The organism is Mesorhizobium sp. f-mel, from assembly GCF_053850215.1.
Map to the genome: position 1 here is coordinate 84,091 of NZ_JBSPTO010000019.1, position 26,367 is coordinate 110,457.

Below are 26,367 nucleotides of genomic sequence, written 5' to 3' on the forward strand. Positions count from 1 at the left end.
AATACACATGAATTCCAGGGAATGTGGAGAGCAAAATGACGAAGCGGATCATGTTCACCGGCGGCAGCGGCAAGGCCGGGCGTCATGTCGTGCAGTATCTGGTCGAGCAGGGGTGCCAGCTGCTCAACATCGATACCAAGCCGCTCGACAATCCCAAGGTGCGCACGCTGATCACCGACATCACCGACAGCGGGCAGGTGTTCAACGCGCTGTCGAGCTATATGGGCCTGCATGAATTCGACCCGTCGCTGCGCGCGCAGCCGGTCGACGCCGTGGTGCATTTCGCGGCGATCCCGCGCATCATGATCACGCCCGATAACGAGGTGTTCCGTATCAATGCGCTCGGCACCTATAATGTAATCGAGGCGGCGGTGAAGCTCGGCATCCGCAAGGTGGTGATCGCCTCCAGCGAGACGACCTATGGGCTGGTCTTCGCCAACGAGCCGCGCGACCCGACGCATTTTCCGCTCGACGAGGAGTACGATGTCGACCCGATGGACAGCTACGCGCTGTCCAAGATCGTCAACGAGAAGACGGCGCGCGCCTTCGCGCTGCGCAGCGGCATCGACATCTACGCCTTGCGCATCGGCAACGTCATCGAGCCGCATGAATATTCGCTGTTCCCGAAATGGTTCGCCGATCCGGGTTTCCGCAAGCGGATCGCCTGGAGCTATATCGACGCGCGCGACCTTGGCCAGATCACGCTTCGCGCCATCGAAAAGGATGGGCTCGGCTATCAGGTGTTCAACGCAGCCAATGACGACACCTCGTCCGATCTGCCGACGGCTGAACTCTTGAAGCGGTTTTATCCCGGCGTGCCGGTCAACGCTGAGCTTGGCGAATACGAGACGCTGCTTTCGAACCGCAAGGCGCGGGATGTGCTCGGGTTCCGCCCTGAACACAGCTGGCGGAAATACGTCAAGTCGGCATGACGGGGTCGATGCACCCGGGCTGATCTGTGCACAGAAGCAGGCTTTGCAGCCCGAGGCTTTCCTGTGCTTGACAGCTTTCGGAATCCGGACTTTGTGAACGCATGCGGGACGGCAAGCCGAATAGGGGAAAAACACCGGCCAAGGCGGCGTCCGCCGAGCGCCCGGCTGTCGTCCGCCGTGCCGATGCGGCGCGTATGCCTGGGTCGAGCGTGCATGCGTCGCTAGCCAACGAGATCGGTCTCAGGATCGTGCGCGGCGACTATCCGCCGGGAACCATCCTGCCCAACGAGGCCAAATGGTCCGAGACTTTCGACGTCAGCCGCTCGGCGGTGCGCGAAGCGATCAAGATGCTGATGGCCAAGAGCCTTTTGGCGTCGCGTCCGAAGATCGGCAGCTGGGTCGAGCCGAAAGAGCGCTGGAACCTGCTCGACCGCGACGTGCTGGCTTGGTACGCGACCTCGCCCGACCGCGAGGTGTTCCTGAAAACGGTGCAGGAGTTCCGCCACATCATCGAGCCGGAAGCGACCGCCTTTGCCGCGATGCGCCGCACAGACGAGCAGATGGCCGAGATCAGCCAGGCCTGCCGGGAGATGGGCCAAGCGACGACGCTGCAGGAGCGCACCCGCGCGGACACGCGTTTTCATCTGGCCATCCTGCGCGCCTCGGGCAACGACCTTCTGGTGCCGCTCGGTGTGCTGATCGAATCGGCCTTCGATCATCTGTTCGCCTATACGACGCGGGAACTGGACGATTTGCAGCACGCGCAGAAGCTGCACGAGGCGATCGAAAAGAACATTCGCCTGCAGCGGCCGGATGCGGCGCGCAACGCGGTGCGCAAGCTGTTGGCCAATACAGATAGCGTCATCAAGTCGAGGTAGGCCGACCCTCTAATCTTCTCTCGGGCGCCCAAACAGCGCGCGCAGTTCGTCCTTGGCGTTCTCCAGGACTTTCTTCTGCTTGGCCGGCAGGTTCTTGCCGGCACGGTTGATGTAGAAATTCAGCATCGACATGGCGGATTGGAACGGCTCGGCCTTGCGCCGGTCACTATGTTCGGCCGATCGCTTCAGCGAGGCCGCGATCTTTTTAGGGTCGTGGGATTCGAAGACGTGCTCCTCGAGGTCCAGCGCATCGCTGTGCTCCGTCACCTCGGCCGACCATTTCCTTTTCGCGGTCATGACAAACTCCTTCCATTGGTGCGTTGATGGAAAACTCCGGGACGGCGGCCACTGTTCCACTTCAGCTCGAATCCCTGGAGCCACGGATTTGCGTGATGTGGCGCTGCACGGCGCCGCCAATGTGCCGATAGTGGTGTCGAACCGGTCGATTTTGCAGAATCGCGGACAGGAAACGCCTTGACCACAACCTTCTCCAGCCAGCCAAGCAGCCCCGGCATCGACAGCGCCTATGCCTGGATGCGGCTCGGCATCTCGATGCTGCTGGCGACGATCGGCGGCGTCGGCATGTGGGCGGTCGTCGTGGTGCTGCCGGCGGTGCAGGCCGAATTCGGCGTCGATCGCGCCGCCGCGTCGATGCCCTATACCGCGACCATGGTCGGCTTCGCCGTCGGTAATGTTGTGGTCGGCCGCGCCATCGACCGCGTGGGCTACTGGATACCGGCGCTCATTGCCTCGGTGGCGCTCGGCACTGGTTTCCTGCTGGCGTCGCTGACTACTTCGATCCTGCAGTTTACTCTTGCCCAGGGGCTTTTGATCGGCGTCGGCACGTCGGCGATCTTCGGGCCGCTGATCGCCGACATCTCGCACTGGTTCAACCGCCGGCGCGGCGTCGCGGTCACGGCTGCCGCCGCCGGCAGCTATCTCGCCGGGGCGGTCTGGCCGATGGCGATGCCCTATGTCATGAAGAGCGAAGGCTGGCGCTTCACCTATGGCGCGATCGGCGTCGTCTGCGTCGCGACCATGGTGCCGCTGATCCTGCTGCTCAGGCGCGGCGCGCCACGTGCCGCCGCTCCCGGGTCGCCCGGCAGCCGGCCCGTCCAGCCGATATCGCTGTCGCCGGCAGCCCTGCAGATGCTGCTCGTCGTCGCCGGCCTGGGCTGCTGCGTGGCGATGTCGATGCCGCAGGTCCATATCGTCGCCTATTGCATGGACCTCGGCTATGGCATGGCGCGTGGCGCCGACATGCTGTCGATCATGATGGTGGCGGGCGTCATCAGCCGGCTGGCATCCGGTTTTCTTGCCGATCGCATCGGCGGCGTGAAAACCCTGCTGATCGGCTCGGCACTGCAAGGCTTGTCGCTGTTGTTCTACATCCCCTTCGACGGGCTCGCCTCGCTTTACGTCGTCTCGCTGGTTTTCGGCCTGTCGCAAGGCGGCATCGTGCCTTGCTATGCGATCATCGTACGGGAATACATGCCGGCCAGAGAGGCCGGCCAGCGCGTCGGCATCGTAATCATGGCGACGATCTTCGGCATGGCGATCGGCGGCTGGATGTCAGGCTGGATCTACGATCTGACCGGCTCCTACGCCGCCGCATTCCTCAACGGCATCGCCTGGAACCTGCTGAACATAGCGGCCATGGTGCTGCTGCTGTGGAAAGCGCGGCGCCGCGCCGCGGCAATGGGCTGAGCACTGACCCTTTGAATTTCGGCTCACGACCCCCAGCGGAAGTTCGCTGACTAATGGCTGACAGTCCGCTATCACCGGGCCACGTTCCTGCTTGACTTACACATATCTCGGCGGTTATTGATTGATCGAATAGCCAGCGAGTTATCGATTACCATGTCACAGCCCCATGAGATCCTTTTCAGAACGCTTGCCGATCCGACGCGACGGGCCATTTTCGAGCGGCTGTGTCGCGACGGAGACCAGACCGTCGCGGCTCTGACCGCTCGGGCTGGGGTCTCGCAACCGGCAGTGTCAAAGCACCTTGGGGTTCTGAAGCAGGCCGGGTTGGTGCGCGACCGCCACGAAGGCCGCAACACGCACTATAGCGCGGAGCTCGGCGCCTTGGCGCCGCTGATCGACTGGACGAACCAGATGGCTGGGTTCTGGCAAAGCCGGTTCGACAACCTCGAAGATTTGCTCAAAAGGATGGACCAATGACCAATACTGAGACCGAAACGCGCGCCGTCGTTGTCGAACGGGAGGTAGCTTTTCCGCCGGAAAAGATCTGGCGCGCACTTACGCAATCACACCTGATCGAGGAGTGGCTGATGAAGAACGATTTCAAGCCAGACGAGGGGCACCGTTTCAATCTTAGCGCGGACTGGGGGGCGGTCGACTGTCAGGTCCAGGCAGTCGAGCCCAACAAGACGCTGTCTTACACGTGGGATACCAAGGATCTCCGGAGTGTCGTCACGTGGACGCTCACCCCTACGAGCACGGGGACCCATCTGCGCATGGAGCAGTTGGGCTTCCGGCCTGATCAGCAGCAGTATTACCAGGGTGCCAAATATGGGTGGCAGCGGTTCTTTGCGAACCTGGAGCAGGTCCTGGCGCGCATAGAGTAAGGCGTGCCGGCGCCAACGGGCAATGGCCAACAAGACGGCATCAAATCAAACAAGCTTGCAAGAAGGCTGGCGCCAAGCGGGTCGCCCGATCCGCTTCAGCTCGTCTTCAGAGGAGGTGCTCATGAACTGGAACACGTGGATTCGGCAACTCCACCGCTGGCTGTCGATCATTTTTACGGCGGTGGTCGCTGCCATCTTCATCACCTTGGGCGCAGGTGTCGAGCCCTCCTACTGGGTATACCTCATGCCTCTGATCCCGCTCGCCTTGCTCATGCTCAGCGGTCTCTACTTGTTCGCATTGCCGTACGCCACGAGGTGGCGCAGCGGACGAGGCACGGCGTAGAAGCCTGAGCACGGTGGACGACAAGACGCCCGCTCACCACCCACAGCCGAAATTCAAACTGTGGCGCTACCCGAGTTCGGGTAGCTGTCCTGGCCGGTTAGCTTGACAATGGGGTAAGGCTGCGCGACGCCAGACGGGTGCGGCAAGTCGGGTTGGCATGGTGATAGTGGCAAAGACGCTGAACAGCATTTCGTGGCCGCGCTTCGGCGAAGGCGCCGCGTTCGGGACAAGGCTGTGACCAAACCGCGCTCGCGCCGCGGCGGCGGCCGTCCGACGATCGCCGATGTCGCGCGTAAGGCCGGTGTCGGCGCCATCACGGTTTCCCGCGCCTTGCGCGAGCCGGGGCGTGTTTCGGAAGATCTGCGCCGCCAGATCCAGGCGGCTGTCGATGAGCTCGGCTATCTGCCCGACCCGAATGCGCGGGCGCTGGCTTCGGCGCGCGCCGAGGTCTTTGGCGTGCTGGTGCCGTCGCTCACCAACAGCGTCTTTGCCGAAGTGCTGCGCGGCATCTATGACAGCCTGTCCGACAGTTCCTACCGTATCCAGCTCGGCAATACCCATTATTCCGGCCTCGAGGAGGAACGGCTGCTGCAGGTGTTCGGCCCGCAGCGCCCGGCGGCGCTGATCGTGGCGGGCATCGACCAGACGCCAACGTCGCGAAGACTGCTCGAGACGGCCGGCTGCCCGGTGGTACAGGTCATGGAGACCGGGCCCGATCCGGTTGACATGATGGTCGGCTTCTCGCATTTCGACGGCGGCAAGGCGGCGACGGAGCACATGATCGAAATGGGCTATTGCCGCATCGGCTTCATCGGCGCGCGCATGGACCCGCGCTCGCAGCGTCGTTTGGCAGGCTATCGCGGGGCGATGGAGGCGGCCGGTCTGTTCGACCCGCGGCTGATCACCACCACGCCGGTGCCGTCCAGCGTGACGCTCGGCCGCGAACTGTTTCGTGACGCACTGGCCAGGGTGCCGATGCTTGACGGGGTTTTCTGCAACAACGACGACATCGCGCTCGGCGTACTGTTCGAGTGCCACCGCGCCTCGATCGCCGTGCCGAAGACGATCGGCATCACAGGCTTCAACGATCTCGACATGATGGAAGTGGCTTTTCCATCGGTCACCAGCATCCGGACGCCTCGCTACGAGATCGGCCGGCGCTCGGTCGCTATGGCGCTCGCGGCGATTGCAGGCAAGCGGCCGCAAGAGCCGGTCGTCGACCTTGGCTTCGAGCTTAAGCGCCGCGAGAGCACTGCCCGCTGAAAAGCACTTTGCAGGCATTGCGAAATGCCCTTTACAACGAGCGATGGTAGCGCTACCATATGCCACTAGGCGGAAGTCGCAGCAAAGACCGAAGTCTGTTTATTATATATAAGCGACAGCTCACACTTGTTTATTATGTATAATATGATAGTTTTTACTTTGGTTTACCAATCGGCAAGGGAGGAGATCGGGTCGGCATTCGGCCGCCTGAAAGGCGCGACGAGCAAGGCGGGAGGTGCCGGGCCAGACGCGCGAGACGCGTAAGAACAATCAGAACTGCAACTGGGAGGAATATCGATGATCAAGTCACTCGTTGGTGGCATCATTGCCGCCACTGCATTGGTTATGCTGAGTTCGTCGGCGCTCGCCGAAGCCGAAATCGTCAAGGGCCCCTCTGCCGAGCCGGAATGCTTCGCGCCATGGGCGGCCGACACGCAGTTCTTCAAGTTTCCCAAGAAAGAAGGCCCGTACCGCATCGCGCTCGCCAATGGCTACATCGCCAACACCTGGCGCATTCAGATGGTGCAGACGGCAAAAGCCTATGCGGCGCAGCCGGAGGTCGCGGCGAAACTGAAGGAATTCAAGGTCGTCTCAACCGGCGAAGACGTGCCGGCGCAGATTTCGGCGATCAACAACTTCATCGATTCCGGCTATGACGCGATCGTCGTCAACGCGCAGAATCCGACGGCGTTCGGACCGGTCATCAAGCGCGCCAAGGAAGCCGGCGTCGTGCTGGTCGCCTTCGACAACATTCTCGACACCAAGGACGCCATCAACGTCAATGTCGATCAGAAAGGCCTTGGCGAGTTGTGGGCCAACTGGCTGATCAAGCATATTCCCAATGGTGGCAAGATCCTCGAAGTGCGCGGCGTTGCCGGCACGTCGGTCGACACCGACCGCCACAACGGCATCCATGAAGTTCTCAACGCTTCGGGTAAGAAGTGGGAGGTCACCGAAGTCATCGGCAAATGGGACGATGGCGTGGCGCAAAAGGCCTCGGCCGACGCGATCGCCACCAACGGCCCCTTCGACGGCGTCACCGGGCAGGGCGGCGACACCGGCATCGTCCAGGCGATGATCGACGCCAAGCATCCGTTCGTGCCGTTCGGCGGCGAAACGGAGAACGGCTTCCGCAAATTCTGCGCCAAGTTTGCCGCAGACGGGCTGAAATGTTCGTCGGCCGGAACCGGCCCCGCACAGGTGGCGGTCGCCATCAAGACGGCAATCGCAGCGCTCGAAGGCCAGGTCGTCCCGCAAGCGGTGAAGCTGCCGCTGGCGATCGTCGAGCATCCGAACTTCAAAGAAGGCGAGGACTATTTCCCCGACCAGTCCGACAATTTCTTCGTTGGCAACTCTTTCCCGACCTGCGGCATCAATTTCACGGCGCAGGAAATCATGGGCCAGAGCAAGGAAAACCAATAGACTGATCGCTCGGCGCCGCGGGCCCGCGGCGCCGGTCCCGAAGAACAAGCGCCTTGGGAGGGGCCGATGGACGGTGCGGTTCCGCTCTTCCGCATGGAGGGCATATCCAAGCGCTATGGCGGTGTGCGGGCGCTGGAAAAGGCCGAGCTTTCGGTAACACCAGGCAGCATTCACGCCATCCTCGGCGAAAACGGCGCCGGCAAATCGACGCTGATCAAGGTCATGGCCGGCGTCGTCGCGCCTGACGAAGGCCGCATGATGCTGGACGGAAGCGAGGTGAGCTTCGCTTCGCCGGCCGCGGCCAACCAGGCCGGCATCGTCTGCATTTTCCAGGAACTGTCGCTCGTCCCCGAACTCAGCGTTGCCGACAACATCGTCATTTCCGATCCGCCGAAACGCTTCGGCATGATCGACCGCAAGGCGCAGCGACGCATCGCGGAAGAAGCCCTGGCGCGCGCGGGCGCTGCCGACATCCACCCGCTGGCGCTTGTCAAGGACCTTCCGCTTTCAAGAAGGCAGATGGTCGAGATCGCCAAAGCACTTGCCAGGAAGCCGCGCATCCTGATCCTCGACGAGGCGACCTCGGCGCTGACCGCGGCCGACGTCGCCAAGATTTTCGGCGTGCTGAAGCGGCTGCGCTCGGAAGGGCTGGCGCTGCTCTACATCTCGCATCGCATGAACGAGATCGCTGAGCTTGCCGACCAGTGCACGGTCTTCCGCAACGGCCGCAATGTCGCCAGCTACGCAGCAGGCACCAAGAGCGACAATGAAGTCGTCGAGCTGATGATCGGCCGCGAATACAGCCATATTTTCCCACCGAGGCCGATGCGCGCGCCGGCCACCGCCGCTCCCGTGCTGGAGGCGCGCAAGCTTTCCTGGACCGACCGGCTGGACAATATCTCGCTGTCGGTCGGCGCAGGCGAGGTCGTCGGCCTCGGCGGTCTCGACGGCCAGGGCCAGCGCGAATTGCTGCTCGCCTTCTTCGGCGTGCTGCGCGGCCTCAGCGGGCAGATATTGATCGACGGCAAACCGGTGGCGATCGCCAGCCCGGCCAAGGCGCGCGGTGACCGGATCGGCATGGCGCTGATCCCGGAAGACCGCAAGACGGAAGGCCTGATGCTGCCGATGACGGTGCGCGAAAACCTCTCCTTCGCCGCACTCGACCGGCTGTCCAGGGCCGGCATCATCGACCGTGCCGCCGAGCAGCGACTGATCGACGACATGGTAGCTCTGCTGGCGATCAAGACGGCAGGCCTCGACATCCCGGTCGGCGCACTGTCCGGCGGCAACCAGCAGAAGGTCGTCATCGCCAAATGGCTGATGCGGCAGCCGCGCATCATCCTGCTCAACGACCCGACGCGGGGCATCGATGTCGGCACCAAGCAGGAACTGTATCAGCTGATGCGCAAGCTTGCCGACCAAGGCGCGGCGATCCTGTTTTACTCGACCGACTATGACGAGCTGATCGGCTGCTGCGACCGGGTTCTGGTGCTCTATGACGGAGCAGTAAAGCGCGAGCTGGTCGGCGCCGAGATCACCGAGCGGGCGCTGATCGCCAGCGCGCTCAACATCCATGGCGAAGAGATGCCTGTTGGCCAAGGAGCGGACGCGTGAAGGACTGGCGCTACTGGCTTGCCGAACAACGCGGAACGCTGCTGGCGTTCGGCATCTTCATCGTGATGTTTGCGATCTACACCTCGAACCATCCGGCGGGCTTTACCGCCAATGTCGTGCAGACGGCTTCCAACAAGGGCGTGCTGCTCGCCTTCGTCGCCATGGCGCAGACGCTGGTGGTGATCACCGCCGGCATCGACCTATCCGTCGGCATGATCTTTCTGCTGACCAACTGCCTGGCCTCATGGCTGGTCATCGGCACCGGCATCGAAACCGCGTTCGGCGTCGTCGCGGTGCTCGGCACCGGGCTGCTGTGCGGGGCGATCAACGGCGCCATCGTCATCTACGGAAGGCTGCAGCCGATCGTCACTACCATCGCCACCGGCGCGGTCTATTTCGGCATCGCGCTGCTGCTTCGGCCGTTCCCGGGCGGCTCGGTCAACGAGGATCTCGCCGACGCGCTGACCGGGCGGCTGTTCGGCGCGGTGCCGGCGAGCCTGGTGGCGCTGCTGGCCGTCGTGCTCATGGTCTGGGTGCCGTTCAGCCGATCGGTGCTCGGCCGCGCGGCCTATGCCGCGGGATCGTCGGAGACGGCGGCCTACATGTCCGGCGTGCCGATCCGCCGCGGCAAGTTCGCCGCTTATGCGCTCGCCGGCCTGCTGGCCGCGATCGGTGGGCTGTTCCTGACCTTCTTCACCTATACGGGCGAGGCGGCCTATGCCAGCGGCAATGCCTATACGTTGTTCTCGATCGCCGCCGTGGTGCTTGGCGGCGTCTCATTGTTCGGCGGCAAGGGCAGCGCCATCGGCGCGATCTTCGGCGCGCTCGCATTCCGCACCATCGGCGACCTGCTCTTCGTCTTCGATTTCGATCCGCTCTGGCAGCCGCTGTTCCAGGGCGTCATCCTGCTGATCGCCGTCAGCCTCGGCGCCTTCGCCCTGTTCAGGGTCCGCAACCGGCTGGAGTGGTTCCTGTGAGCGAAACGACCATCGGCGGCATCGCCGGCCGCATGCCGAAATTCATCCGCCGCGCTGATCCCGCGGTGCTGACCGCCTTTGCTTGCATCGTGCTGCTGCTGTTTGTCGGCAGCCTCTATTCGCGCAGCTTCCTGTCCCCGGAATATCTGCTGCAGCAGCTCAAGGTGGCCTCGTTTCTCGGCGTCATCGCCACCGGCATGATGCTAGTCATCCTGCTCGGCCAGATCGACCTATCGGTGCCGTGGTCGGTGGCGGCGGGCGCAATGATGGCATGTGCGGCCGCCGCCTACGGCCCGGTCGGCGTGGCGCTGGCGATCCCGTTCGGCATCTCCTGCGGTGTCGCGATCGGCGTCGTCAACGGCATCGGCGTCGCTTATCTGCGCATTCCCTCGATGATCATCACGCTCGCCACCAATGCCGTCGCGCAAGGGCTGATGGTGGTCTATACGGGCGGGTTCTCGCCGCAGGATTCGGCGACCCGGGCGATGCGCTATCTGGCGACCGGCTTTGCCATTCCGGGCGTGCCCAACGCGGTCGTCATCTGGGCGCTGATCGGTGCTGCGATGGTTTTCGTGCTGACCCGCACCGGCTTCGGCCGTACCGTCTACGGTATCGGCAACCGCGAGCGCGCCGCCTACCTCTCCGGCATCGACACGCGGCGCGTCGTGCTGATCGCCTTCGCCGTGTCCGGCGGGCTCTCCGCCTTCGGCGGCGTGCTTCTGGCCGGCTATGCCTCCAAGGCGGCGCAGTCTATGGGCGACGCCTATCTCCTGCCGTCGATCGCAGCGGTCGTGCTTGGCGGCACCTCGATCCTCGGCGGCCGCGGCTCGTATCTCGGCACGGTCGCTGGCGTCATCCTGATCACGCTTTTGCAATCCATTCTTTCGGTCATGCAGATGCCGGAGGCGGGGCGGCAGATCATCTACGGCGTCGTCATCGTCGCCATGCTCCTGCTTTACGGCCGCGCGCCGGCCAGCCGCTGACCCGCATCGTGGACGAAAAGGCAGCACAAACGCAGGGGCATCGCGTTCGGCCCGCACCGGCCGTCGTGGTGATGGGCGTCGCCGGTTGTGGCAAGTCGGCCGTCGGCGAAGCGTTGGCCGCAGCGTTGGGCGCCTTCTTCGTCGAGGGCGACCGGCTGCATCCGCCGGAAAACGTCGCGCGCATGGCAAGCGGCGAGCCGCTGACCGACGCATTGCGCGAAGGCTGGCTCGACGCGATCGGCCGGCGCATTGCGGGATCGGTCGGCGATGGGCAGGGCGTGGTGGCCGCCTGTTCGGCGCTAAAGCGCAGCTACCGCGAGCGTCTGCGCGGCTTTTGCCAGGATATCGTTTTCCTCTATCTGGAAATCGATCCCGCGACCGCGAAGCAGCGTGTCGGCTCCCGCCAGGGCCATTTCATGCCGGCAAGCCTGGTCGACAGCCAGTTCGCCACGCTAGAAGCGCCGGCAGCCGACGAGAACGCATTGACGCTCGATGCGACGCGCCCGATCGCCGACATTGTCGGCGACGTCGTGAGCCTGTTCGAGGCGAATTCCTGAGCGGGTCGCCGGCGCGGATCCCGCTTTAGCGGCGGCTGATCAGATCTGCGACGTCAGTTCGACTGGAAAATCGTCATTGTCGGCGTCGCGCATCGCGGCGAGGCTGCGATTGTCCAGCACCTCGGCGATCGCCTGGCGCACCTCCAGCATCATGTTCCGGACCTGGCATGTCGCCTCGTCGCAATCCTCGCAGCGCTGATATTGGGTGCGGCTGGCGCAAGGGATTGGCGCCAGCGGCCCGTCGAGGACACGCACGACATGGCCGATCTTGATCTCGGAGGCCGGCCGGGCGAGGCGGTAGCCGCCTTCCTTGCCCTTGCGGCTCTGGACGAAGCCGGCATTGCGCAATTCGCCCAGAATGGCATCCAGGAATTTCTTCGGGATGTTGTTGGCGACGGCAATGTCGTTGACGAATGCGAGCTGACCGACCGGCAAGCCTGGCAGATGCACGAGGGCCTTGAGGCCGTATTTGCCTTTTTTGGTAAGCATGCTCGATTCAGTTCATGAAAACCCCAACCGCCCGCATCTGGCGGTTGTTTGTGTGTAAATCATGACGTTTGGTCGCACGACGCAGTTTCGCGAAAACAAGCCGTCTGATGGCACAGTAGGCACAAACACGTTGATTCTTCGTGACGTTTTGGATGGTGCGGCCGGAAATGCGCGAAATCACCTTTCCGGACCGCGAAAACGAAGAAAGCCGGCAAAAGCCGGCTTTCGCTTCAAGTTCGAAGATCGCTTGCTCAGCGGCTGCCATAAGTCTGGTCGAGCAATCCGCCCGCGGCGAAATGCTCGGCCTGGATCTTGGCCCAGCCGCCGAAGACGTCCTCCACCGTCAGCAGGCGGACATCGGGAAACTCAGCCTTGTATTTGGCGGCGACCGCCGCGTCGCGAGCCCTCAGTCCGTTGCGGGCGGCGATGTCCTGGCCCTGCGGCGTGTAGAGGAAGTCGAGATAAGTCCTGGCGAGGTCACGCGTGCCATGCTCGTCGGCGACCGTGTCGACAATCGCCACCGGAAACTCCGCCAGCAGGCTGACCGAAGGCGTCACCTGCTCGAACTTGTCATCGCCATACTCCCTGCGGACGCCGCGCGTTTCCGACTCGAAGGTGATCAGCACGTCACCGATCTCGCGCTGCACGAAGGTGGTGGTCGCGGCGCGCCCGCCGGAGTCGAAGATCGGGACATTGTTGAACAGTTTGGTGACGAATTCCTTCACCTTGGCATCGTCGCCCTTGAAGGCTTCCTTTGCGTAGGCGGTGGCCGCAAGATAGGTGTAGCGCGCATTACCCGACGTTTTCGGATTGGGGAAGATCACCTGCACGTCGTCGCGCACGAGATCGTCCCAATCCTTGATGTTCTTCGGGTTGCCGGCGCGCACCAGGAAGGACGGCAGCGAATAGAAAGGCGAGGCGTTGTCGGGGAAGTCCTTCTGCCAGTCGGCGGAGATAAGAGCCTTCGAGACCAGGAAGTCGATGTCGATGACCTGGTTGAAGGTGACGACATCGGCGCCGAGGCCCTCGGCGATGGCACGTGCCTGCGCCGACGTCCCGGCATGCGACTGATCTATGGTCACGCCGGGGTGCTCGGCGACGAAGGCCTTGTTCACCTGCGCAAACAGTTCGCGGCCGACATCATAGGACGCGTTCAGCAATTTGTCGGCCGACCACGCTTGGGAGGATGCCAGGAACAGGCCGGCCAATGTGGCGACGCCAAGCAAAAATCGCTTCATGAAAACAGGCTCCTGAAATGCCGTTTATCGCAGAAGGATAATCGGGCGATGCCCGACGCGACGAGGCATGCAACCCGGATCTATGGTGTTGCTGTGAGAAAAAGCATTGCCGAAACGGCGCGTTGATAGGATTTTCTTCCAAGCAGATGCATTTCGGCGTGTTCTCAGCACGCCGAGGTAGCCCGCTTAGATACAGCCTTCTACACAGCCGGAAAAAGCTTCCAGCGCCGCGGCCTGAACGCCACCCGGCTTTTCTGCGCCGCCGGATGGTCGACGGGCAGCTCGACCTCGACCCGCTGACGCTCGCCGCCAATTTCGAGCTCCACCCGTCTGGTGCCGGCGACGCGGCGGCTGGCGGCGACCGTGCCGGCGATGCAGCCGTTGCATTCGTCTACCAGTTCGACATCGTGCGGACGGAAGAACAGCGTCGCTTCGCCTTGCGGTGCCTGCGGCGCGGACAGCCCGATCGGGCGATCGGCGATCCAGACCTGGCCGTCCTCGACCTTGACGGGAAGCGAGCTCGATTCACCGATGAAGCCGTAGACGAAGGGCGAATTCGGCGTGTCGTAGATTTCATCGGCGGTGCCGACCTGCTCGATGCTGCCCTGGCTCATCACCACGACGCGGTCGGCAAGCTCAAGCGCTTCTTCCTGGTCATGGGTGACAAAGACCGTGGTGTAGCCGGTAGCGTCGTGGATGTCGCGCAGCCAGCGGCGCAGCTCGCGGCGGACCTGGGCGTCGAGCGCTCCGAACGGCTCGTCGAGCAAAAGCACGGCCGGTTCGATCGCCATGGCGCGGGCAAGCGCCACGCGTTGGCGCTGGCCGCCCGAAAGCTGCGCCGGATAGCGCTTTTCCAAGCCGGAAAGCTGGACGAGATCGAGAAGCTCGGAGGCACGGCGACGGATTTCCTGCGCCGACGGACGTGTCGGCCCGTGCCGGACCTTGAGGCCGAAGCCGATATTGTCGGCGACCGTCATATGGCGAAACAACGCATAATGCTGGAAGACAAAGCCGACATTGCGCTCCTGGATCGACTTTTGCGACGCATCCTCCTCGCCGAAGAAGATCGTTCCTTTCGTCGGCCGCTCCAGCCCGGCGATCAGCCTGAGCAGCGTCGTCTTGCCGGAGCCGGAGGGTCCGAGCAACGCGATCAGCTCGCCGGACTTGATGTCGAGCGAAACGTCGTGGAGGGCCGGAAACCGCTCAAACTCCTTGCGCACGTTGGCAACGCGAACTTCCATCAACCGTCCCTTTTTTGTCGATGCATGTCGTTATCCCGAAACTGCTACGCACTTTGGGCGACATCAAACTCTTTATTTCATCTAGTGTCCGCGCGTCGCGGCGAGCTCGGCGCCGTAGCGCATTTCGAGAAGTGTTTTCAAGACCAGCGTGACGAGCGCCAGGCCCGCAAGTAGTGAAGCGACGGCGAAGGCGGCTGCGGCATTGTACTCGTTATAAAGGATTTCGACATGCAGCGGCATGGTGTTGGTCAATCCGCGTATGTGGCCCGACACGACGGAGACCGCGCCGAACTCGCCCATGGCGCGGGCATTGCACAACAAGACGCCGTAGAGCAGCCCCCATTTGACGTTGGGCAGCGTCACGTACCAGAACGCCTGCCAGCCATTGGCGCCGAGCGACAGCGCTGCCTCCTCGTCGCCATTGCCCTGTTCCTGCATCAAGGGAATCAGTTCGCGGGCGACGAAGGGGAAGGTGACGAAGATGGTGGCGAGCACGATGCCCGGCACGGCAAACAGGATGACGATGCCATGCGCCTTCAGCCAGGCGCCGAGCAGGCCCTGTGCTCCGAACAAAAGCACATAGACCAGGCCGGAAATGACCGGCGAGACCGAAAACGGCAGGTCGATGAGCGTGGTGAGGAAGGCTTTGCCCTTGAACTCGAACTTGGCGATCGCCCAAGCGGCGGAGATGCCGAAGACGACGTTGAGTGGCACCGAGATCGCCGCCACCAGCAGTGTCAGGTGGATCGCCGAGCGCGTGTCTGGGTTGGTCAGCGCCTCCGTATAAGCACTGAGGCCCTTTGCGAAGGCTTCGTTAAAGACGACGATCAGCGGCAAGAGCAGGAAAATGCCGAGGAAGGCAAAGGTCACGATCATCAGCACGGCTTTCGCCGGGCGGCTTTCGGTCACTGCCGCCGACTGGCTTTCGTGGTGCGGTGCGTAGGATTTGATCTCCGGATCAGCCATAGCGCTTGCGGCTCCACGTCTGCACCAGATTGATGACCAGCAGCATCACGAACGACAAAGCGAGCATGATCGCCGCGATCGCGGTCGCCGCCGCATAATTGTATTCCTCCAGCCGGATGACGATCAGAAGCGGCGCGATCTCGGATTTGTAGGGCAGATTGCCGGCGATGAAGATGACGGAGCCGTACTCGCCGACGCCGCGTGCGAAAGCCAGCGCGAAACCGGTGACGATGGCCGGCGCCAGGCCCGGAAGCAGAACCCGGGCGATGGTCTGGAAGCGATTGGCGCCGAGCGTCGCGGCCACTTCCTCCACCTCCCTGTCGATCTCCTCCATGATCGGCTGAACGGTGCGCACGACAAAAGGCAGCCCGATGAAGATCAGCGCTATGACGATGCCGAGCGGCGTGTAGGCGACCTTGATGCCGAGCGGTGCCAGCAGGCTCCCGAGCCAGCCATTCGGCGCGTAGAGCGTGGTCAGCGCGATACCGGCCACCGCCGTCGGCAAGGCGAAGGGCAGGTCGACCATGGCATCGACGATGCGGCGGCCAGGAAAGTTGTAGCGCACCAGTACCCAGGCGACGATCGTGCCGAAGACGACATTGACCGCGGCGGCAATGAAGGCGGTGCCGAAGCTGATTTCAAGCGCATTGATGGTGCGGCGGTCGGTGGCGATCGCCCAGAAATCGGCCCAGCCGAGCGCGGCCGATCGCCAGACCAGCCCCGAAAGGGGAATGAGGATGATGAGCGTGAGGTAGGCAAGAGAGAAGCCGAGCGTCAATCCGAAACCCGGAATGACGCTCGGCTGTCTGAACCGCCACCCCGCCTTTGCGGGTGCTGTGGTCATGTCGTCCTGATCTAGAGTCTAGCTTACTGGGTCTACTGGGCCGGCTTATAGATCTGGTCGAATATACCACCATCGCCGAAATGGTAAGGCTGCGCCTTCTTCCAACCGCCAAAAAGTGGATCGTCAATGGTGATCAGCTTGATCTCCGGCAGTTTGGCGAGGTCCTCCGCCGGCACCAGGTCGGGCTTCGACGGGCGATAATGATTCTTGGCGATCAGCGTCTGGCCTTCCTTGGAGTAGAGGTAGCTCAGATAGGCTTCGGCAACTTTTCGCGTGCCCTTGGCATCGACATTGGCGTCGACTACAGCGACCGGCGGCTCGGCCAGGATCGAGGTCGGCGGGTAGACTATGTCGAAATTGTCGGCGCCGAACTCGTCGAGCGCCAGATAGGCCTCGTTCTCCCAGGCCAGCAGCACGTCGCCCAAGCCTTTTTGCGCGAAGGTTACGGTCGCGCCGCGCGCACCGGTGTCGAGCACCGGAACATGGGCGTAGAGATTGCCGACGAATTCCTTGGTCTTGGCTTCGTCGCCGCCATCCTTGGCGTTGGCATAGGCCCAGGCGGCGAGATAGTTCCAGCGTGCGCCGCCCGAGGTCTTGGGGTTTGGCGTGATCACTTGGACGTCGTCCTTGACCAGATCGCCCCAGTCGTGGATGCCCTTCGGGTTGCCCTTGCGGACGAGGAAGACGATGGTCGAGGTGTAGGGCGCCGAATTGTTCTCGAACTTGGTCCGCCAGTCGGGATTGATCTTCTTCGATTTCGAGACGATGGCGTTGATGTCGCCTTCGAGCGCCAGCGTCACCACGTCGGCGTCGAGGCCGTCGATCACGGCGCGGGCCTGTGCGCCCGACCCGCCATGCGATTGCTGGACGGTTACCGTCTCACCGGTCTCGGCCTTCCAGTGGGCGACAAAGGCCTCGTCGAATTGCTTGTACAGCTCACGCGTCGGATCATAGGACACGTTGAGGATGGTGGTATCGGCAAACGCGAAACCGAGTGTTCCGAATTGGACCGATGCAGCGACCAGGGCGCCGAGCAGTTTCCTGAAATGAGGATTGGTCATTTACGCCTCCGTTGAGATCGCTTCAAATCTACTGAATTGGTAGAAATTAGATGCACTCAATGTTGCTTTTTTTGTCCGTTCGAAGCAATTTTCCGCCGATCTTTCGCCTTATGAAGAAATTCTTTCCTCTCGACGGCGGGGTGCCGAATCCGGGCTCATGCAGCGATCTATCTGGAGACAGGTCGCGCCTCGGCAATGGCTGGTCTGGACGCGATATGCTTCGCAGCGATCAGTGATTTAGTCGGCGGTGAGGGGAAAATCGAAGCGCTGCTTTGGAAACGGCTCGTTTTCCAGCGTGAAATGCCACCATTCGCGGGCATAATTTCTGAAGCCGCCGGCGCGCATGGCCTCGACAAGCCTCTTGCGATTTGCGGTTGCTTCCCCGGCGAGCGGACGGTGCGCCGTTTCGCTCATCGGGTCGAAACAGTCGAAGCCGGTGCCGAAATCGAGCGTGTCGGCATCGGGCGCGCCACAGGCCTGTTTCGGAGCGGTGTTGCGGTCGACTCGCGCGATGGCGACATCGACGGTCGAGCCGCGCGAATGCGTCGACAGTTCACCGACATAGCCTTTGGCGATGAGGTCCTTTCGCTTGACCGCCGGATACCATTGCGGGTCGGGTGGTCCGCCTTCCCTCGTCCATTCGCCCATGTCGGAGACGGCGCGCGCAGGGCGGTAGCAGTCAAAGACGATCAGCGTCAGGCCTTTGGCGGCAATCGCTTTCTGGACGCTGGAGAGCGCTTCCGCCGCCCGCCCGGTGAGGATGCATACTGGCGCGTCGTAGCCGGCCGCCTTGCGGCGCAGGAAATTGTCTGTGCGGGCATAGCGGACGTCCTGCCGGATGGTGGGATCTATGTCGGCCAGCCGAACGAAGCCGGCGGGGAGGTCCGCGGAAAGGACAGGGGCGGTATCGGCAGCCGACAGCAGGGCGCAAAACGCAATGCGCTGAATCGCTTGGCGCATTCTATTCAACGAACACTTTCACGCTGGCCGCGCGCCCGACCGCGTCGATCACGGTCAGGGTCGAATAGCCGGCGCCGTCCGGCTGCCAGGTCGCACTGCGCCGCCGGTCGATGCCGACCAGCGGCTTGCCATTGGCCAGCCAGCGGAACGGGGCGCGGCCGCCTTGCAGCTTCAGCACCAGCGGCGAGGCCCTGGCGGCGGTAGTGCCGAGATCGACGCGGGCGCCGTCGGGCGGAAAGATGATCGTCGGCGCAGGCTCGGTCGGCGTCGCCTGGACCAGCCCGTCGGCGCCAGAACCGAAACGCTCCAATGTCACCGGCAGATCGTCGCGCCTGGGTTTGGTGACGCCGGCCGGCTGGCCTGGCAGCGGCACGGGAGCCAGGCCGGAGCGGACAAAGCCCTCGAACAGGATCGGTGCGGCCGAGACATAGCCGGACAGGCCAGGCACCGCGCCGGCATCGGGACGGCCGACCCAGACGCCCAGCACGTAGCGCCCATCGAAGCCGACCGACCAGGCATCGCGGTAGCCGTAGGAGGTGCCGGTCTTGTAGGCGATGCCGCGCCGGGCGGCACCCTCGGGCGGCTTGACGCCCGACAATATGTCGGTGATCTGCCAGTTCGCCTGATCGTCAAGGATGGTAGCTGTGGAGCGTTCGGCATTAGCCGGCTCGGTGCCGTCATGCAGCGTGTGGGCCTTGCCGCCATTGGCAAGCCCGGCATAGAGCTGGACGAGGTCGCGCAGCGTCACGCCGACGCCGCCAAGGCCGATGGCGAGACCCGGCGCCTTGTTGACGGGCAGGATCGGCGTGACGCCGGCCTGCCGGAAGCGCGCGAGCAGCCGCGCCGGCCCGACCGCGTCGAGCACACTGATCGCCGGCACGTTGAGAGACAGTTGCAGCGCCTGCCGGATGCTGACGTCGCCTTGGTAGCCCATGTCGAAATTCTTCGGCCGGTAGCCAGAAAAATCCGTCGGACTGTCCTCGATCAGCGTTTCCTGCGCGACCAATCCCTGTTCGAAGGCGAGCCCGTAGATGAACGGTTTCAACGTCGAACCGGGCGAGCGGACGATTCTGGTCATGTCGATCCAGCCGGAGCGGCTCGCGTCGAAATAGTTGGCAGCCCCGACTTCGCCGAGGATCTCGCCGGTGCGGGCGTCGGCCAGCACCATGGCGACGGACAGGCGGGGGCCGAGCCTGGTTGCGGCATCCCTGGCCACCTCTTCCAGCCCTTCCTGGACGCTTTTGCGGATCGTCAGTTGGAGCTTCTGGCCGGGGCCGGCCTTGGAAAGCGCCGCGTAGGCGGCGTGAGCGGCGAGCGCCGGCAGCGTGCGGCGGACGCCTGAAACGTCGTCGAGCGCGGCACGTGCGGCCTCGCGCTCGCCGAGCAGGCCCGATGAAACCATGCGCGCCAGCACCCGGTCGCGGGCGGCATGAGCGACTGCGAGATTGCGGTCGGGCCGGCGCTTTTCCGGCAACTGCGGCAGGGCAACAAGCAGGGCCGCCTCCGAGACCGTCAGCCGCTTCGGCTCCTTGCCGAAATAAGCCAGCGAGGCGGCGCGCACGCCTTCGAGGTTGCCGCCATAGGGCGCCAGCGTCAAATAGCGTTCGAGGATCTCACGCTTGGTAAGCCGCCGCTCGATCTGTAGGGCGCGCAGCAGCTGCTTGATCTTCGAGCTGAGGCTGCGGCTGTCGCGGGGTTCGGTCAGCCTGGCGAGCTGCATCGACAGTGTCGAGCCGCCGGAGACGATACGGTCATTGGCCACGAACTGGCCGACGGCGCGGGCCAGCGCCAGCACGTCGACGCCTCCATGGTCCCAGAAGCGCTTGTCCTCGTAAATCACCAGCATGTCGACGAGCTGCTTGTCGACCTGGTCGAGGCGGGTGGCGAGCCGCCAATAGCCGTCCGGCGTGGCGAAGGCGCGCAACAGCTGGCCGTCGCGGTCCTGCACTTCGGTCGACACGGTGAGTTCGGCCGGCAGCGGCGGCGGAAAGGCGCGGTCGAGCTGCCAAAGCCCGCCCGCGGCGATTGCTGCAAAGCCGGCGAGGGAGGCGGCGGCGATGGCCGAACGGCGCAGGATTTTTCGGTAAAGCACGGCGCTGCCCCTCATCCGCCTGCCGGCACCTTCTCCCCGTATAGGGACGGGGAGAAGGGGGCTGTCACGACCCTTGGCGCCTTTTCTGCGACGTTCGAGGTTGGCGAAAACTTCGGCGCAAACTTCTTTCTCCCCGTCTCTGTACGGGGAGAAATGCCCGGCAGGGCAATGAGGGGCAGCGCCATCGCCATATTCGCCACCATCGGCGCCTTACGGCGCCTTGACCTCCATCATCCCGGTCGCGGTGCGGGCCGAATATTGCGGCCGGTACATGTCCTCGACCGTTGCAGCCGGATGGGCATAGGTGCCCGGTGTCACCGCGCGCACGACATAGGCGAGCGTAATGTTGCGGTCGCCGTCGCCATCGTTCGGATTGAAGGCCGCGACGAAACGGTCGTCGCGGAATTCGAGATGGGCGGCGTCGGTCTGAGCCAGCCACGAGAAGTTCGACAACTGGGCGCTGGAAACCAGGCCCGGATTGTCGATTTCGAAGCCGGCCGGCAGCAGATCGGTGATCACGAGCCGCGACGGCCACTTGTTCTGCTCGTAGATATTGAGCACGACGACATAGCGTTCGTTCTGGGTCGCCTCCGTGACATTGGCTTCGGTGCCGTCGAGCTTGTAGTAGGTGCGGCCGATGGTGAAGCCGTTGCCGCCGGCCGCCAGCGGCTGGCTCGGCGAGGCCACCGTGGTGACGACCGCCTGCAGCGGGTTGCTGCCGGTGTTGGCGACGGTCAGCGGGCTGTTGGCAATGTCGCTGCCGGCGATCTGGTCCGAATAGGCGCCGGCATGCGGCGCGCCGTTGATGGTCAGCGCGATCGAATCGTTGCCGGCCTTCAGTGCACGGGCCGCCAGCAGCATCCAGGACTCGTCCTGCGTGCTGGTCCATCTGACGGCGGCGCGTTCCTGCGTCACCCGCTTGATCAGCGCCGGCACGATCGTCGGCACCGGCTTCGATTCGGCGGCAAGCGCCAGCATCGCCGCGCCGTCGCGCAGCGGCGAGCCATAATCGGACCTATAGTAGTCGTATGCCGAGCTTGAATTGGCCAGTTGCAGGGCGGCCTGGAAGGTGGCTTCCGAGCGCTGCGTGTCGCCATAGAGCGCCAGGCCCGCCGCCAATTGGGCAACGGCCATCGGGCTGGTAAAGGCTTCGATCTGGGTGTCGGCATAGTAGCGCAGATCGCCGATCGAGGCCTTCTTGTTGCGGGCCAGTACATAGAGCGCATAGGCGATCTGGCTGCCCCGATCCTTGACGTCCTGGTCGTAGCCGATCGCGTTTTGCAGATTGCTCAGCGCCTGGTTCATCGCCTGGGTCGGCACGTCGTATTTCTGCTCGCGCGCCCGGGTCAGGAAGTCGGTGACATAGGCGTCGAGCCACAGGTCGCCGGAGGCCGGGCCCCACAGGCCGAAGCTGCCGGCCGAGGCTTGGTAGCTCAGCACCTTGTAGATGGCGTCCTGGATGCGGCCGTGCAGGTCGGCGTCGCTGGCCATGCCGACGCCCGAGGCCATTTCGTTGACATAGAGAAGCGGCATGGCGCGGCTGGTGGTCTGCTCGGCGCAGCCATAGGGGTAGCGGTCGAGCGTCATCAGGAGCGACGGCACGTCGAAGGCCGCCGCCTGCGAAACGCCGACGCTAACCGAAGCGCCGTCGAGCACGCTTGCCGCCAGGAGCTCCTTGTCGACGCGCAGCGACCCGCCATTGCCCTTGAGGTCGACCACCATGCGGGTGGTCACCGGCAATTGCGCCGGGCGCACCGGAACATACAGCGTCTGCTCGACAGCGGTGCCGTCGGCATGGGCGAGCTTGATGGTGATCGAGGCGTTGCCCGGCGTTTCAGCGATCAGCGGCACGGTTAGCGTCTGCCGCTTACCCTTGGCGAGCGTCAGCTTTTCGGGCAGGGCGGCACTGCCGGTCGAAAGATTGGCGGTGGTGTTTATCGACAGTGCATAGTCGCCCTCCGGGCCGTCGGCGTCGGTGACGTCGAGCCGCATGACGGCCGAGTCTTCAGGCGCCAGGAAGCGCGGCAGGCCGGCGGTGATCACCACCGGATCGCGCACGATCACGTCGGACTGGGCATGGCCGACCCCGTCCTTAGTCCAGGCGACGGCCATGACGCGCACGGTGCCGTTGAATTGCGGGATGTCGAAGTCGATCCGCGCCTTGCCGTCGGCGTCGAGCGGGACCGGACCGGAGAAGAAGGCGACCAGCTTTTCGGTCGGCGGGCTGCCTTGCGATTGTATGTTGGCGCCGTCGCCGCCGGTGCGAAGCTTGCCTGATGTGCCCAGCGAGCCGTCGATCAGACGGCCGTAGAGGTCGCGTACCTCAAGGCCGAGCATGCGCTGGCCGAAGAACCAGGTCTCAGGATCCGGCACCTTGTAATTGGTCAGGTTGAGGATGCCGACATCGACGGCCGCGACCATGACATAGGCGTTGGCACCCGGCTGCACGCCGGCCACGGAGACCGGGATCGACAGCTGCTGGCGCGGCATGGTCTTGTCCGGCGGCGTCAGGGTGACGGCGAGCTTCTTGGAGCCCGGATCGACCTTCAGCCATTTGACGCCGATGGCGCGCGCCGGCATGCGCGTTTCCTGCGCATCGCCCGGCCTGAACAGCGTTGCCGTGACATAGGCGCCGGCGCCCCAGTCGTCGCCGACCGGGATGTCGATGGTGCTGCCATCTGCCGGCACGCTGGCGGTGACGGTTTTCAAGAGTTTGTCGGCGCCGATGGTGACGAGCAGCTCGCCGGCAAAATGCGGCGACACTTTGAGTTTGGCCACTTCGCCCGCCGCGTAGTTGTCCTTGTCGAGGGCGATTTCGAGGCCGTCAGGCGTTTCGGTGGTGGTGGAGCTGACATACCAGCCGGCGTCGAATTCGTAGCTGGTCGCCGGGCCTTCCGGGTCCGATGTCTCGATCTCGAGCCGATAGCGGCCCCAGTCGACCGGCAGCGAGACGGTGGCCTCGCCGTCGGCGGTCAGGTCGACCTGGCCGTTGGCCACCGACTTGGTGAAGGTGACCGGCTCATAGTTCCAGGAATTGCTTGAGCGGTACCATTGGTAATTGCGTTCGACCTTGACCAGCGACCATTGCGCGCCCTGCAGCGCCTCGCGCCTGCCGTCGGGGTCGACCGCAATCAGGCTGAACTTCGCCGTGCCGCCTTGCGGCACCTCGTCACCGTCGAAATCCGGGCGGATGCCGATCATGTGGCCCTGCGGCCGGATGCCGATGTTGAGCGAGCGCTCGACGGCGCGGCCGCCGGTCTCGCGCATCCTGACCGTAACCTTGGCATCGACGAGCTTGGTGGTCGAGGGCAACTGGTCGACGGAAACCGGGAAGGTCGCCTTGCCGTCCTCACCGACCACCGGCAGATCGGTGAACGGCGTGACTGACGGTTCCGCCGACTGCTCGTCGGCGAGGCCGAAGGAATAGCCCTTGAAACGGTCCCAGTCACGGGTGGTCGACAGCGTCAGTTCGCCTTCGAGCGCCAGCCCGGCGGCCGGCGCGCCATAAAGGAAGCGGCCGTCGACGGTGACGTTGGCAGTTTCGCCCTGCGCGATCTCCTGCTTGTCGGAGGACAGGTCCAACTCGATGCGATCCGGCACGAAATCCTCGACCAGGAACATCTGGCTGGCGACCGCCGCCTGCTTGGGGTCTGTGTGGATCGCCACCGTCCAGGTGCCGCGCATGGCGTTGGGTTCGAGCGGCAGGTCGACGGCATGGCCGCCGGCCGATGCGCCGTCGCTGACGATGCGGCGGTTCTCGACGCCGTCGGGACGGGTGAAGATGAAGGTCAGCGGCAGGTTCTCGACGGCCTTGGCGGCGCCGTCGCGGGCAAGCGCCGCGACGTGGACGTCCTCGCCGGCGCGGTAGATGCCGCGTTCGGTCCAGGCATAGACGTCGAGTGCGCCCGGCGCCGGACGCCCGGTGACGCCACGATCGGAAAGATCGAAGCCGGCGCGGCCCATGTCGAGGAAGACGAAGTCGCTGTCACCTTGCTTGGCTGTCAGCACGGCCGGGACCATGCCGCCGTCGCCGCGCGTCAGTCCGGGGTTGAAGACGGCGCGGCCTTCCGCGTCCGTGGTTGCGGTGCCGAGGATTTCGTTGTTCCTGGCGAGCAGCGTCAGTTCAGCACCTGATATCGGCTTGGCGGTTCCGAGCGAACGGGCAAAGACGTTCAGCCCATCCTGTCCGGTATAGGTCGACAGGCCGATATCGGAGACGACGAACCATTGCGTAGCGCGCGAATCATAGTCGTTGTCATTCTCGTCGACCGGTTGCGCGGTCAGCACATAGACGCCGGGCTTGCGCTGCGGCAGTGCTTCGTCGACCGGGAAGGAGGTGGTGACTTCCTTGTTCAGGTCGTTGGCGATGTCGAGCTGGCCTTGCCAGACCGGCTCGCCCATCTGATCGGAAATGTTGGAGATGTCATAGCCGTCAAGCTGGCGCAGGAACTGGTAGCCGGACAGAAGCTGGGTCAGCGAGCGGTCGCCGATGCGATAGAGCTTCATTTCGGCGGCGTTCATGTTGACGGTGACGACCGGAATACCGCGGCGCGCGCCGGCAGGCAGCACGAAGCTGTCGCCGGTGAAACGGGCGGACGGCGCGCGGTCCTGCACATAGATGGACAGCACCACCGGTGCGGTGATCACCTCGCCGATGGCGGCCGGCAGGCCGGGGCGGAAGGTCACGTCGTAATGCTGGCCGTGCTCGAGCCCTTCGACGCAGATCTGCTTGTCCTTGGCCTCGACGCCCCTGGGAGCGGCGTTGTCGACGGTGACGAATTGCGAATAGTCGACGCCGGTCTTGACCAGATCCTCGGAAAACTCCGCGCAGATGCGCGGCGCACTGGTGTCGGCTTCGACCGTGTGATCGATTACGCGAAAGCCCTTGCGCGCTTTCAAGTCTTCATAATCGGCCTTGACCGCCGGAGAATTGACCAGCGCGAGGCTCGCTTCGTAAGCCTGCAGGGCGGGCCGGGCGAGGTCGCGGCGATCGAGCGCGGCGCCGAGCAGCGCCAGAACGTCGGCGCGCGTCTTGGTGGTACGCAGCAATTTGTAGGCGTTGAAGCCGGCGGAGGTGGCGTTCGCAGGCAGGGTAGACGCCTCCGCGCTGTTGGCGGTCGGCTGCACGGCGAGCGTTTCCTGCGCCAGTTCGAACCAGAGCTGGCCATCATCGGGCAATACGGAAACCAAAGCCTCGTATTTCTGCATGGCCGAGCGGTGGTCGCCGGTCAGCGACGCCTGTTCGGCCGCCTCCCTCAGTGCCGTCAGCCCTTCGGTGGGCTTGGTGTAGGCAGGGCCTGTGAGCCTGTTGCGGTATTGCTGGGCCTGGTCGGCCATCCAGGTGGGGAAGAAGGCGAGATCCGGCGGGGCGCCGATATCGAGGTCGCCATCGATGTTAACGACCTTGCCGGCGACGGCGCCCTTGAAGGGTTTCAGCGTGTTGTAGTCGGATTTGAGAAAACACCATTTGGCTTTGGGGTTGTAGGTGAAGGCGCGGCAGGCCGGATCGCCGAGGCATGTCGTCTTGCACTGGTCTAGGCTGACATTCTGGTCGGATCTGAGATCGAAGCCGAAATAATCGGAATTGTCTGACGTCACCACCCGGCGCGCTTCGGCCGCTTGCGCGACACCGCTCCAGGTGAAAAAGAGAAAGAAAAGAATCGACAGACCACGAGCCGCGCGCATTGCCATAAACCCCTCCAGACACTGCTTTACGTTACGTCCGGACATGTTCAAGCTTCAGTCAGCCTTGTCAACACGAGGACGCGGCAGGTTCCGCCTGCCAACGGTTTCCTTTCCGGCCGATGACCGGTAGTACCTCCATAGGACAGGGATCACGCATTCTTGCGGCGACGCAGAAGGTGTGAATTCCAAGCCCTGTCCATTTCAGACAATTGGATTGTGGCCCCTTTACGA

Annotated in this window: 23 protein-coding genes; 12 read left to right on the forward strand and 11 right to left on the reverse strand. The window is 63.8% G+C overall.

Going from position 1 to position 26,367, the window contains the following annotated elements; translation table 11 throughout:
• Positions 1 to 35 precede the first annotated feature (35 nt).
• Both ACWUKX_RS21595 and ACWUKX_RS21600 read left to right on the forward strand, forming a co-directional pair.
• A complete protein-coding gene (locus tag ACWUKX_RS21595) occupies positions 36 to 932 on the forward strand; it encodes an NAD-dependent epimerase/dehydratase family protein (RefSeq protein ID WP_065006740.1) in 897 nt (298 codons plus the stop codon).
• A 101-nt stretch (positions 933 to 1,033) separates the two neighbouring features.
• Positions 1,034 to 1,810 (forward strand): FadR/GntR family transcriptional regulator, encoded by a 777-nt coding sequence (locus ACWUKX_RS21600; RefSeq protein ID WP_095518718.1) that lies wholly within the window; start codon positions 1,034 to 1,036, stop codon positions 1,808 to 1,810.
• Between the two features lie 9 nt (positions 1,811 to 1,819).
• On the opposite strand, the gene ACWUKX_RS21605 is transcribed toward ACWUKX_RS21600, so the two are convergent.
• Positions 1,820 to 2,107, reverse strand: a complete 288-nt coding sequence (locus tag ACWUKX_RS21605; RefSeq protein ID WP_456008857.1) for a DUF3175 domain-containing protein — start codon at positions 2,105 to 2,107, stop codon at positions 1,820 to 1,822.
• 177 nt (positions 2,108 to 2,284) lie between these two features.
• Between ACWUKX_RS21605 and ACWUKX_RS21610 the strand changes: the two genes are divergently transcribed.
• The 10 genes from ACWUKX_RS21610 to ACWUKX_RS21655 all read left to right on the forward strand — a co-directional run bounded on the left by ACWUKX_RS21610 (position 2,285) and on the right by ACWUKX_RS21655 (position 11,560).
• Positions 2,285 to 3,517 carry an MFS transporter gene (locus ACWUKX_RS21610; RefSeq protein ID WP_456008858.1) on the forward strand — a complete coding sequence of 411 codons (1,233 nt, stop codon included), beginning with the start codon at positions 2,285 to 2,287 and terminating at the stop codon, positions 3,515 to 3,517.
• 153 nt (positions 3,518 to 3,670) lie between these two features.
• Positions 3,671 to 3,994, forward strand: coding sequence for an ArsR/SmtB family transcription factor (locus ACWUKX_RS21615; RefSeq protein WP_029351622.1), 324 nt, complete (start codon positions 3,671 to 3,673; stop codon positions 3,992 to 3,994).
• Positions 3,991 to 4,401: an SRPBCC family protein gene (locus ACWUKX_RS21620; protein WP_065006745.1), complete on the forward strand. Its 411-nt coding sequence runs from the start codon at positions 3,991 to 3,993 to the stop codon at positions 4,399 to 4,401. Before ACWUKX_RS21615 ends, ACWUKX_RS21620 begins: the two co-directional genes overlap by 4 nt.
• Positions 4,402 to 4,522: 121 nt before the next feature.
• Positions 4,523 to 4,744 (forward strand): hypothetical protein, encoded by a 222-nt coding sequence (locus ACWUKX_RS21625; RefSeq protein ID WP_456008884.1) that lies wholly within the window; start codon positions 4,523 to 4,525, stop codon positions 4,742 to 4,744.
• Positions 4,745 to 4,978: 234 nt separating this feature from the next.
• Positions 4,979 to 6,007 (forward strand): HTH-type transcriptional regulator GntR, encoded by a 1,029-nt coding sequence (gene gntR, locus ACWUKX_RS21630; RefSeq protein WP_456008860.1) that lies wholly within the window; start codon positions 4,979 to 4,981, stop codon positions 6,005 to 6,007.
• 297 nt (positions 6,008 to 6,304) lie between these two features.
• The gene (locus ACWUKX_RS21635; protein WP_065006774.1) at positions 6,305 to 7,429 is read left to right on the forward strand and encodes a sugar ABC transporter substrate-binding protein; all 1,125 of its coding nucleotides are present in this window, start codon (positions 6,305 to 6,307) and stop codon (positions 7,427 to 7,429) included.
• A 66-nt stretch (positions 7,430 to 7,495) separates the two neighbouring features.
• Positions 7,496 to 9,043: a sugar ABC transporter ATP-binding protein gene (locus tag ACWUKX_RS21640; protein ID WP_455847248.1), complete on the forward strand. Its 1,548-nt coding sequence runs from the start codon at positions 7,496 to 7,498 to the stop codon at positions 9,041 to 9,043.
• Positions 9,040 to 10,020, forward strand: coding sequence for an ABC transporter permease (locus ACWUKX_RS21645; RefSeq protein ID WP_456008861.1), 981 nt, complete (start codon positions 9,040 to 9,042; stop codon positions 10,018 to 10,020). The genes ACWUKX_RS21640 and ACWUKX_RS21645 overlap by 4 nt, the downstream gene beginning before the upstream one ends.
• Entirely contained in the window at positions 10,017 to 11,003 is a 987-nt protein-coding gene (locus ACWUKX_RS21650; RefSeq protein ID WP_456008862.1) for an ABC transporter permease, read from the forward strand. Before ACWUKX_RS21645 ends, ACWUKX_RS21650 begins: the two co-directional genes overlap by 4 nt.
• Positions 11,004 to 11,011: 8 nt before the next feature.
• Complete coding sequence (locus ACWUKX_RS21655) at positions 11,012 to 11,560, forward strand: gluconokinase (RefSeq protein WP_456008864.1); 549 nt, start codon at positions 11,012 to 11,014, stop codon at positions 11,558 to 11,560.
• Positions 11,561 to 11,599: 39 nt separating this feature from the next.
• Here ACWUKX_RS21655 and ACWUKX_RS21660 read toward each other — a convergent pair whose 3' ends face one another.
• The 10 genes from ACWUKX_RS21660 to ACWUKX_RS21705 all read right to left on the reverse strand — a co-directional run bounded on the left by ACWUKX_RS21660 (position 11,600) and on the right by ACWUKX_RS21705 (position 26,142).
• Positions 11,600 to 12,049: an RrF2 family transcriptional regulator gene (locus ACWUKX_RS21660; RefSeq protein ID WP_456008867.1), complete on the reverse strand. Its 450-nt coding sequence runs from the start codon at positions 12,047 to 12,049 to the stop codon at positions 11,600 to 11,602.
• Positions 12,050 to 12,056: 7 nt separating this feature from the next.
• Positions 12,057 to 12,314 (reverse strand): hypothetical protein, encoded by a 258-nt coding sequence (locus tag ACWUKX_RS21665; RefSeq protein WP_287335843.1) that lies wholly within the window; start codon positions 12,312 to 12,314, stop codon positions 12,057 to 12,059.
• Entirely contained in the window at positions 12,301 to 13,287 is a 987-nt protein-coding gene (locus ACWUKX_RS21670; RefSeq protein WP_456008869.1) for a sulfate ABC transporter substrate-binding protein, read from the reverse strand. Before ACWUKX_RS21670 ends, ACWUKX_RS21665 begins: the two co-directional genes overlap by 14 nt.
• 200 nt (positions 13,288 to 13,487) lie before the next feature.
• Complete coding sequence (locus tag ACWUKX_RS21675) at positions 13,488 to 14,528, reverse strand: sulfate/molybdate ABC transporter ATP-binding protein (protein WP_455847252.1); 1,041 nt, start codon at positions 14,526 to 14,528, stop codon at positions 13,488 to 13,490.
• A gap of 81 nt (positions 14,529 to 14,609) precedes the next feature.
• Positions 14,610 to 15,494, reverse strand: a complete 885-nt coding sequence (gene cysW, locus ACWUKX_RS21680; RefSeq protein WP_029351598.1) for a sulfate ABC transporter permease subunit CysW — start codon at positions 15,492 to 15,494, stop codon at positions 14,610 to 14,612.
• Positions 15,487 to 16,338, reverse strand: coding sequence for a sulfate ABC transporter permease subunit CysT (gene cysT, locus ACWUKX_RS21685; protein WP_456008870.1), 852 nt, complete (start codon positions 16,336 to 16,338; stop codon positions 15,487 to 15,489). The genes cysW and cysT overlap by 8 nt, the downstream gene beginning before the upstream one ends.
• A gap of 32 nt (positions 16,339 to 16,370) precedes the next feature.
• Entirely contained in the window at positions 16,371 to 17,399 is a 1,029-nt protein-coding gene (locus tag ACWUKX_RS21690; RefSeq protein WP_456008872.1) for a sulfate ABC transporter substrate-binding protein, read from the reverse strand.
• 237 nt (positions 17,400 to 17,636) lie between these two features.
• The gene (locus ACWUKX_RS21695) at positions 17,637 to 18,359 is read right to left on the reverse strand and encodes a M15 family metallopeptidase (protein ID WP_456008873.1); all 723 of its coding nucleotides are present in this window, start codon (positions 18,357 to 18,359) and stop codon (positions 17,637 to 17,639) included.
• Position 18,360: 1 nt separating this feature from the next.
• On the reverse strand, positions 18,361 to 20,466 hold the full coding sequence (gene pbpC, locus ACWUKX_RS21700; RefSeq protein ID WP_456008875.1) for a penicillin-binding protein 1C: 2,106 nt from the start codon (positions 20,464 to 20,466) through the stop codon (positions 18,361 to 18,363).
• A 195-nt stretch (positions 20,467 to 20,661) separates the two neighbouring features.
• Entirely contained in the window at positions 20,662 to 26,142 is a 5,481-nt protein-coding gene (locus ACWUKX_RS21705) for an alpha-2-macroglobulin family protein (protein ID WP_456008877.1), read from the reverse strand.
• Positions 26,143 to 26,367 lie beyond the last annotated feature (225 nt).

Excerpts from the sequence above, each read along its gene's own strand:
- ACWUKX_RS21620 (WP_065006745.1), top strand. The coding sequence starts at position 3,991 with ATGACCAATACTGAGACCGAAACGCGCGCCGTCGTTGTCGAACGGGAG.
- ACWUKX_RS21625 (WP_456008884.1), top strand. The coding sequence starts at position 4,523 with ATGAACTGGAACACGTGGATTCGGCAACTCCACCGCTGGCTGTCGATC.
- cysW (WP_029351598.1), bottom strand. The coding sequence starts at position 15,494 with ATGGCTGATCCGGAGATCAAATCCTACGCACCGCACCACGAAAGCCAG.
- ACWUKX_RS21605 (WP_456008857.1), bottom strand. The coding sequence starts at position 2,107 with ATGACCGCGAAAAGGAAATGGTCGGCCGAGGTGACGGAGCACAGCGAT.
- cysT (WP_456008870.1), bottom strand. The coding sequence starts at position 16,338 with ATGACCACAGCACCCGCAAAGGCGGGGTGGCGGTTCAGACAGCCGAGC.
- ACWUKX_RS21640 (WP_455847248.1), top strand. The coding sequence starts at position 7,496 with ATGGACGGTGCGGTTCCGCTCTTCCGCATGGAGGGCATATCCAAGCGC.
- ACWUKX_RS21705 (WP_456008877.1), bottom strand. The coding sequence starts at position 26,142 with ATGGCAATGCGCGCGGCTCGTGGTCTGTCGATTCTTTTCTTTCTCTTT.
- ACWUKX_RS21635 (WP_065006774.1), top strand. The coding sequence starts at position 6,305 with ATGATCAAGTCACTCGTTGGTGGCATCATTGCCGCCACTGCATTGGTT.
- pbpC (WP_456008875.1), bottom strand. The coding sequence starts at position 20,466 with ATGAGGGGCAGCGCCGTGCTTTACCGAAAAATCCTGCGCCGTTCGGCC.
- ACWUKX_RS21660 (WP_456008867.1), bottom strand. The coding sequence starts at position 12,049 with ATGCTTACCAAAAAAGGCAAATACGGCCTCAAGGCCCTCGTGCATCTG.
- ACWUKX_RS21615 (WP_029351622.1), top strand. The coding sequence starts at position 3,671 with ATGTCACAGCCCCATGAGATCCTTTTCAGAACGCTTGCCGATCCGACG.
- ACWUKX_RS21690 (WP_456008872.1), bottom strand. The coding sequence starts at position 17,399 with ATGACCAATCCTCATTTCAGGAAACTGCTCGGCGCCCTGGTCGCTGCA.
- ACWUKX_RS21675 (WP_455847252.1), bottom strand. The coding sequence starts at position 14,528 with ATGGAAGTTCGCGTTGCCAACGTGCGCAAGGAGTTTGAGCGGTTTCCG.
- ACWUKX_RS21595 (WP_065006740.1), top strand. The coding sequence starts at position 36 with ATGACGAAGCGGATCATGTTCACCGGCGGCAGCGGCAAGGCCGGGCGT.
- ACWUKX_RS21600 (WP_095518718.1), top strand. The coding sequence starts at position 1,034 with ATGCGGGACGGCAAGCCGAATAGGGGAAAAACACCGGCCAAGGCGGCG.
- ACWUKX_RS21670 (WP_456008869.1), bottom strand. The coding sequence starts at position 13,287 with ATGAAGCGATTTTTGCTTGGCGTCGCCACATTGGCCGGCCTGTTCCTG.
- ACWUKX_RS21665 (WP_287335843.1), bottom strand. The coding sequence starts at position 12,314 with ATGGCAGCCGCTGAGCAAGCGATCTTCGAACTTGAAGCGAAAGCCGGC.
- ACWUKX_RS21695 (WP_456008873.1), bottom strand. The coding sequence starts at position 18,359 with ATGCGCCAAGCGATTCAGCGCATTGCGTTTTGCGCCCTGCTGTCGGCT.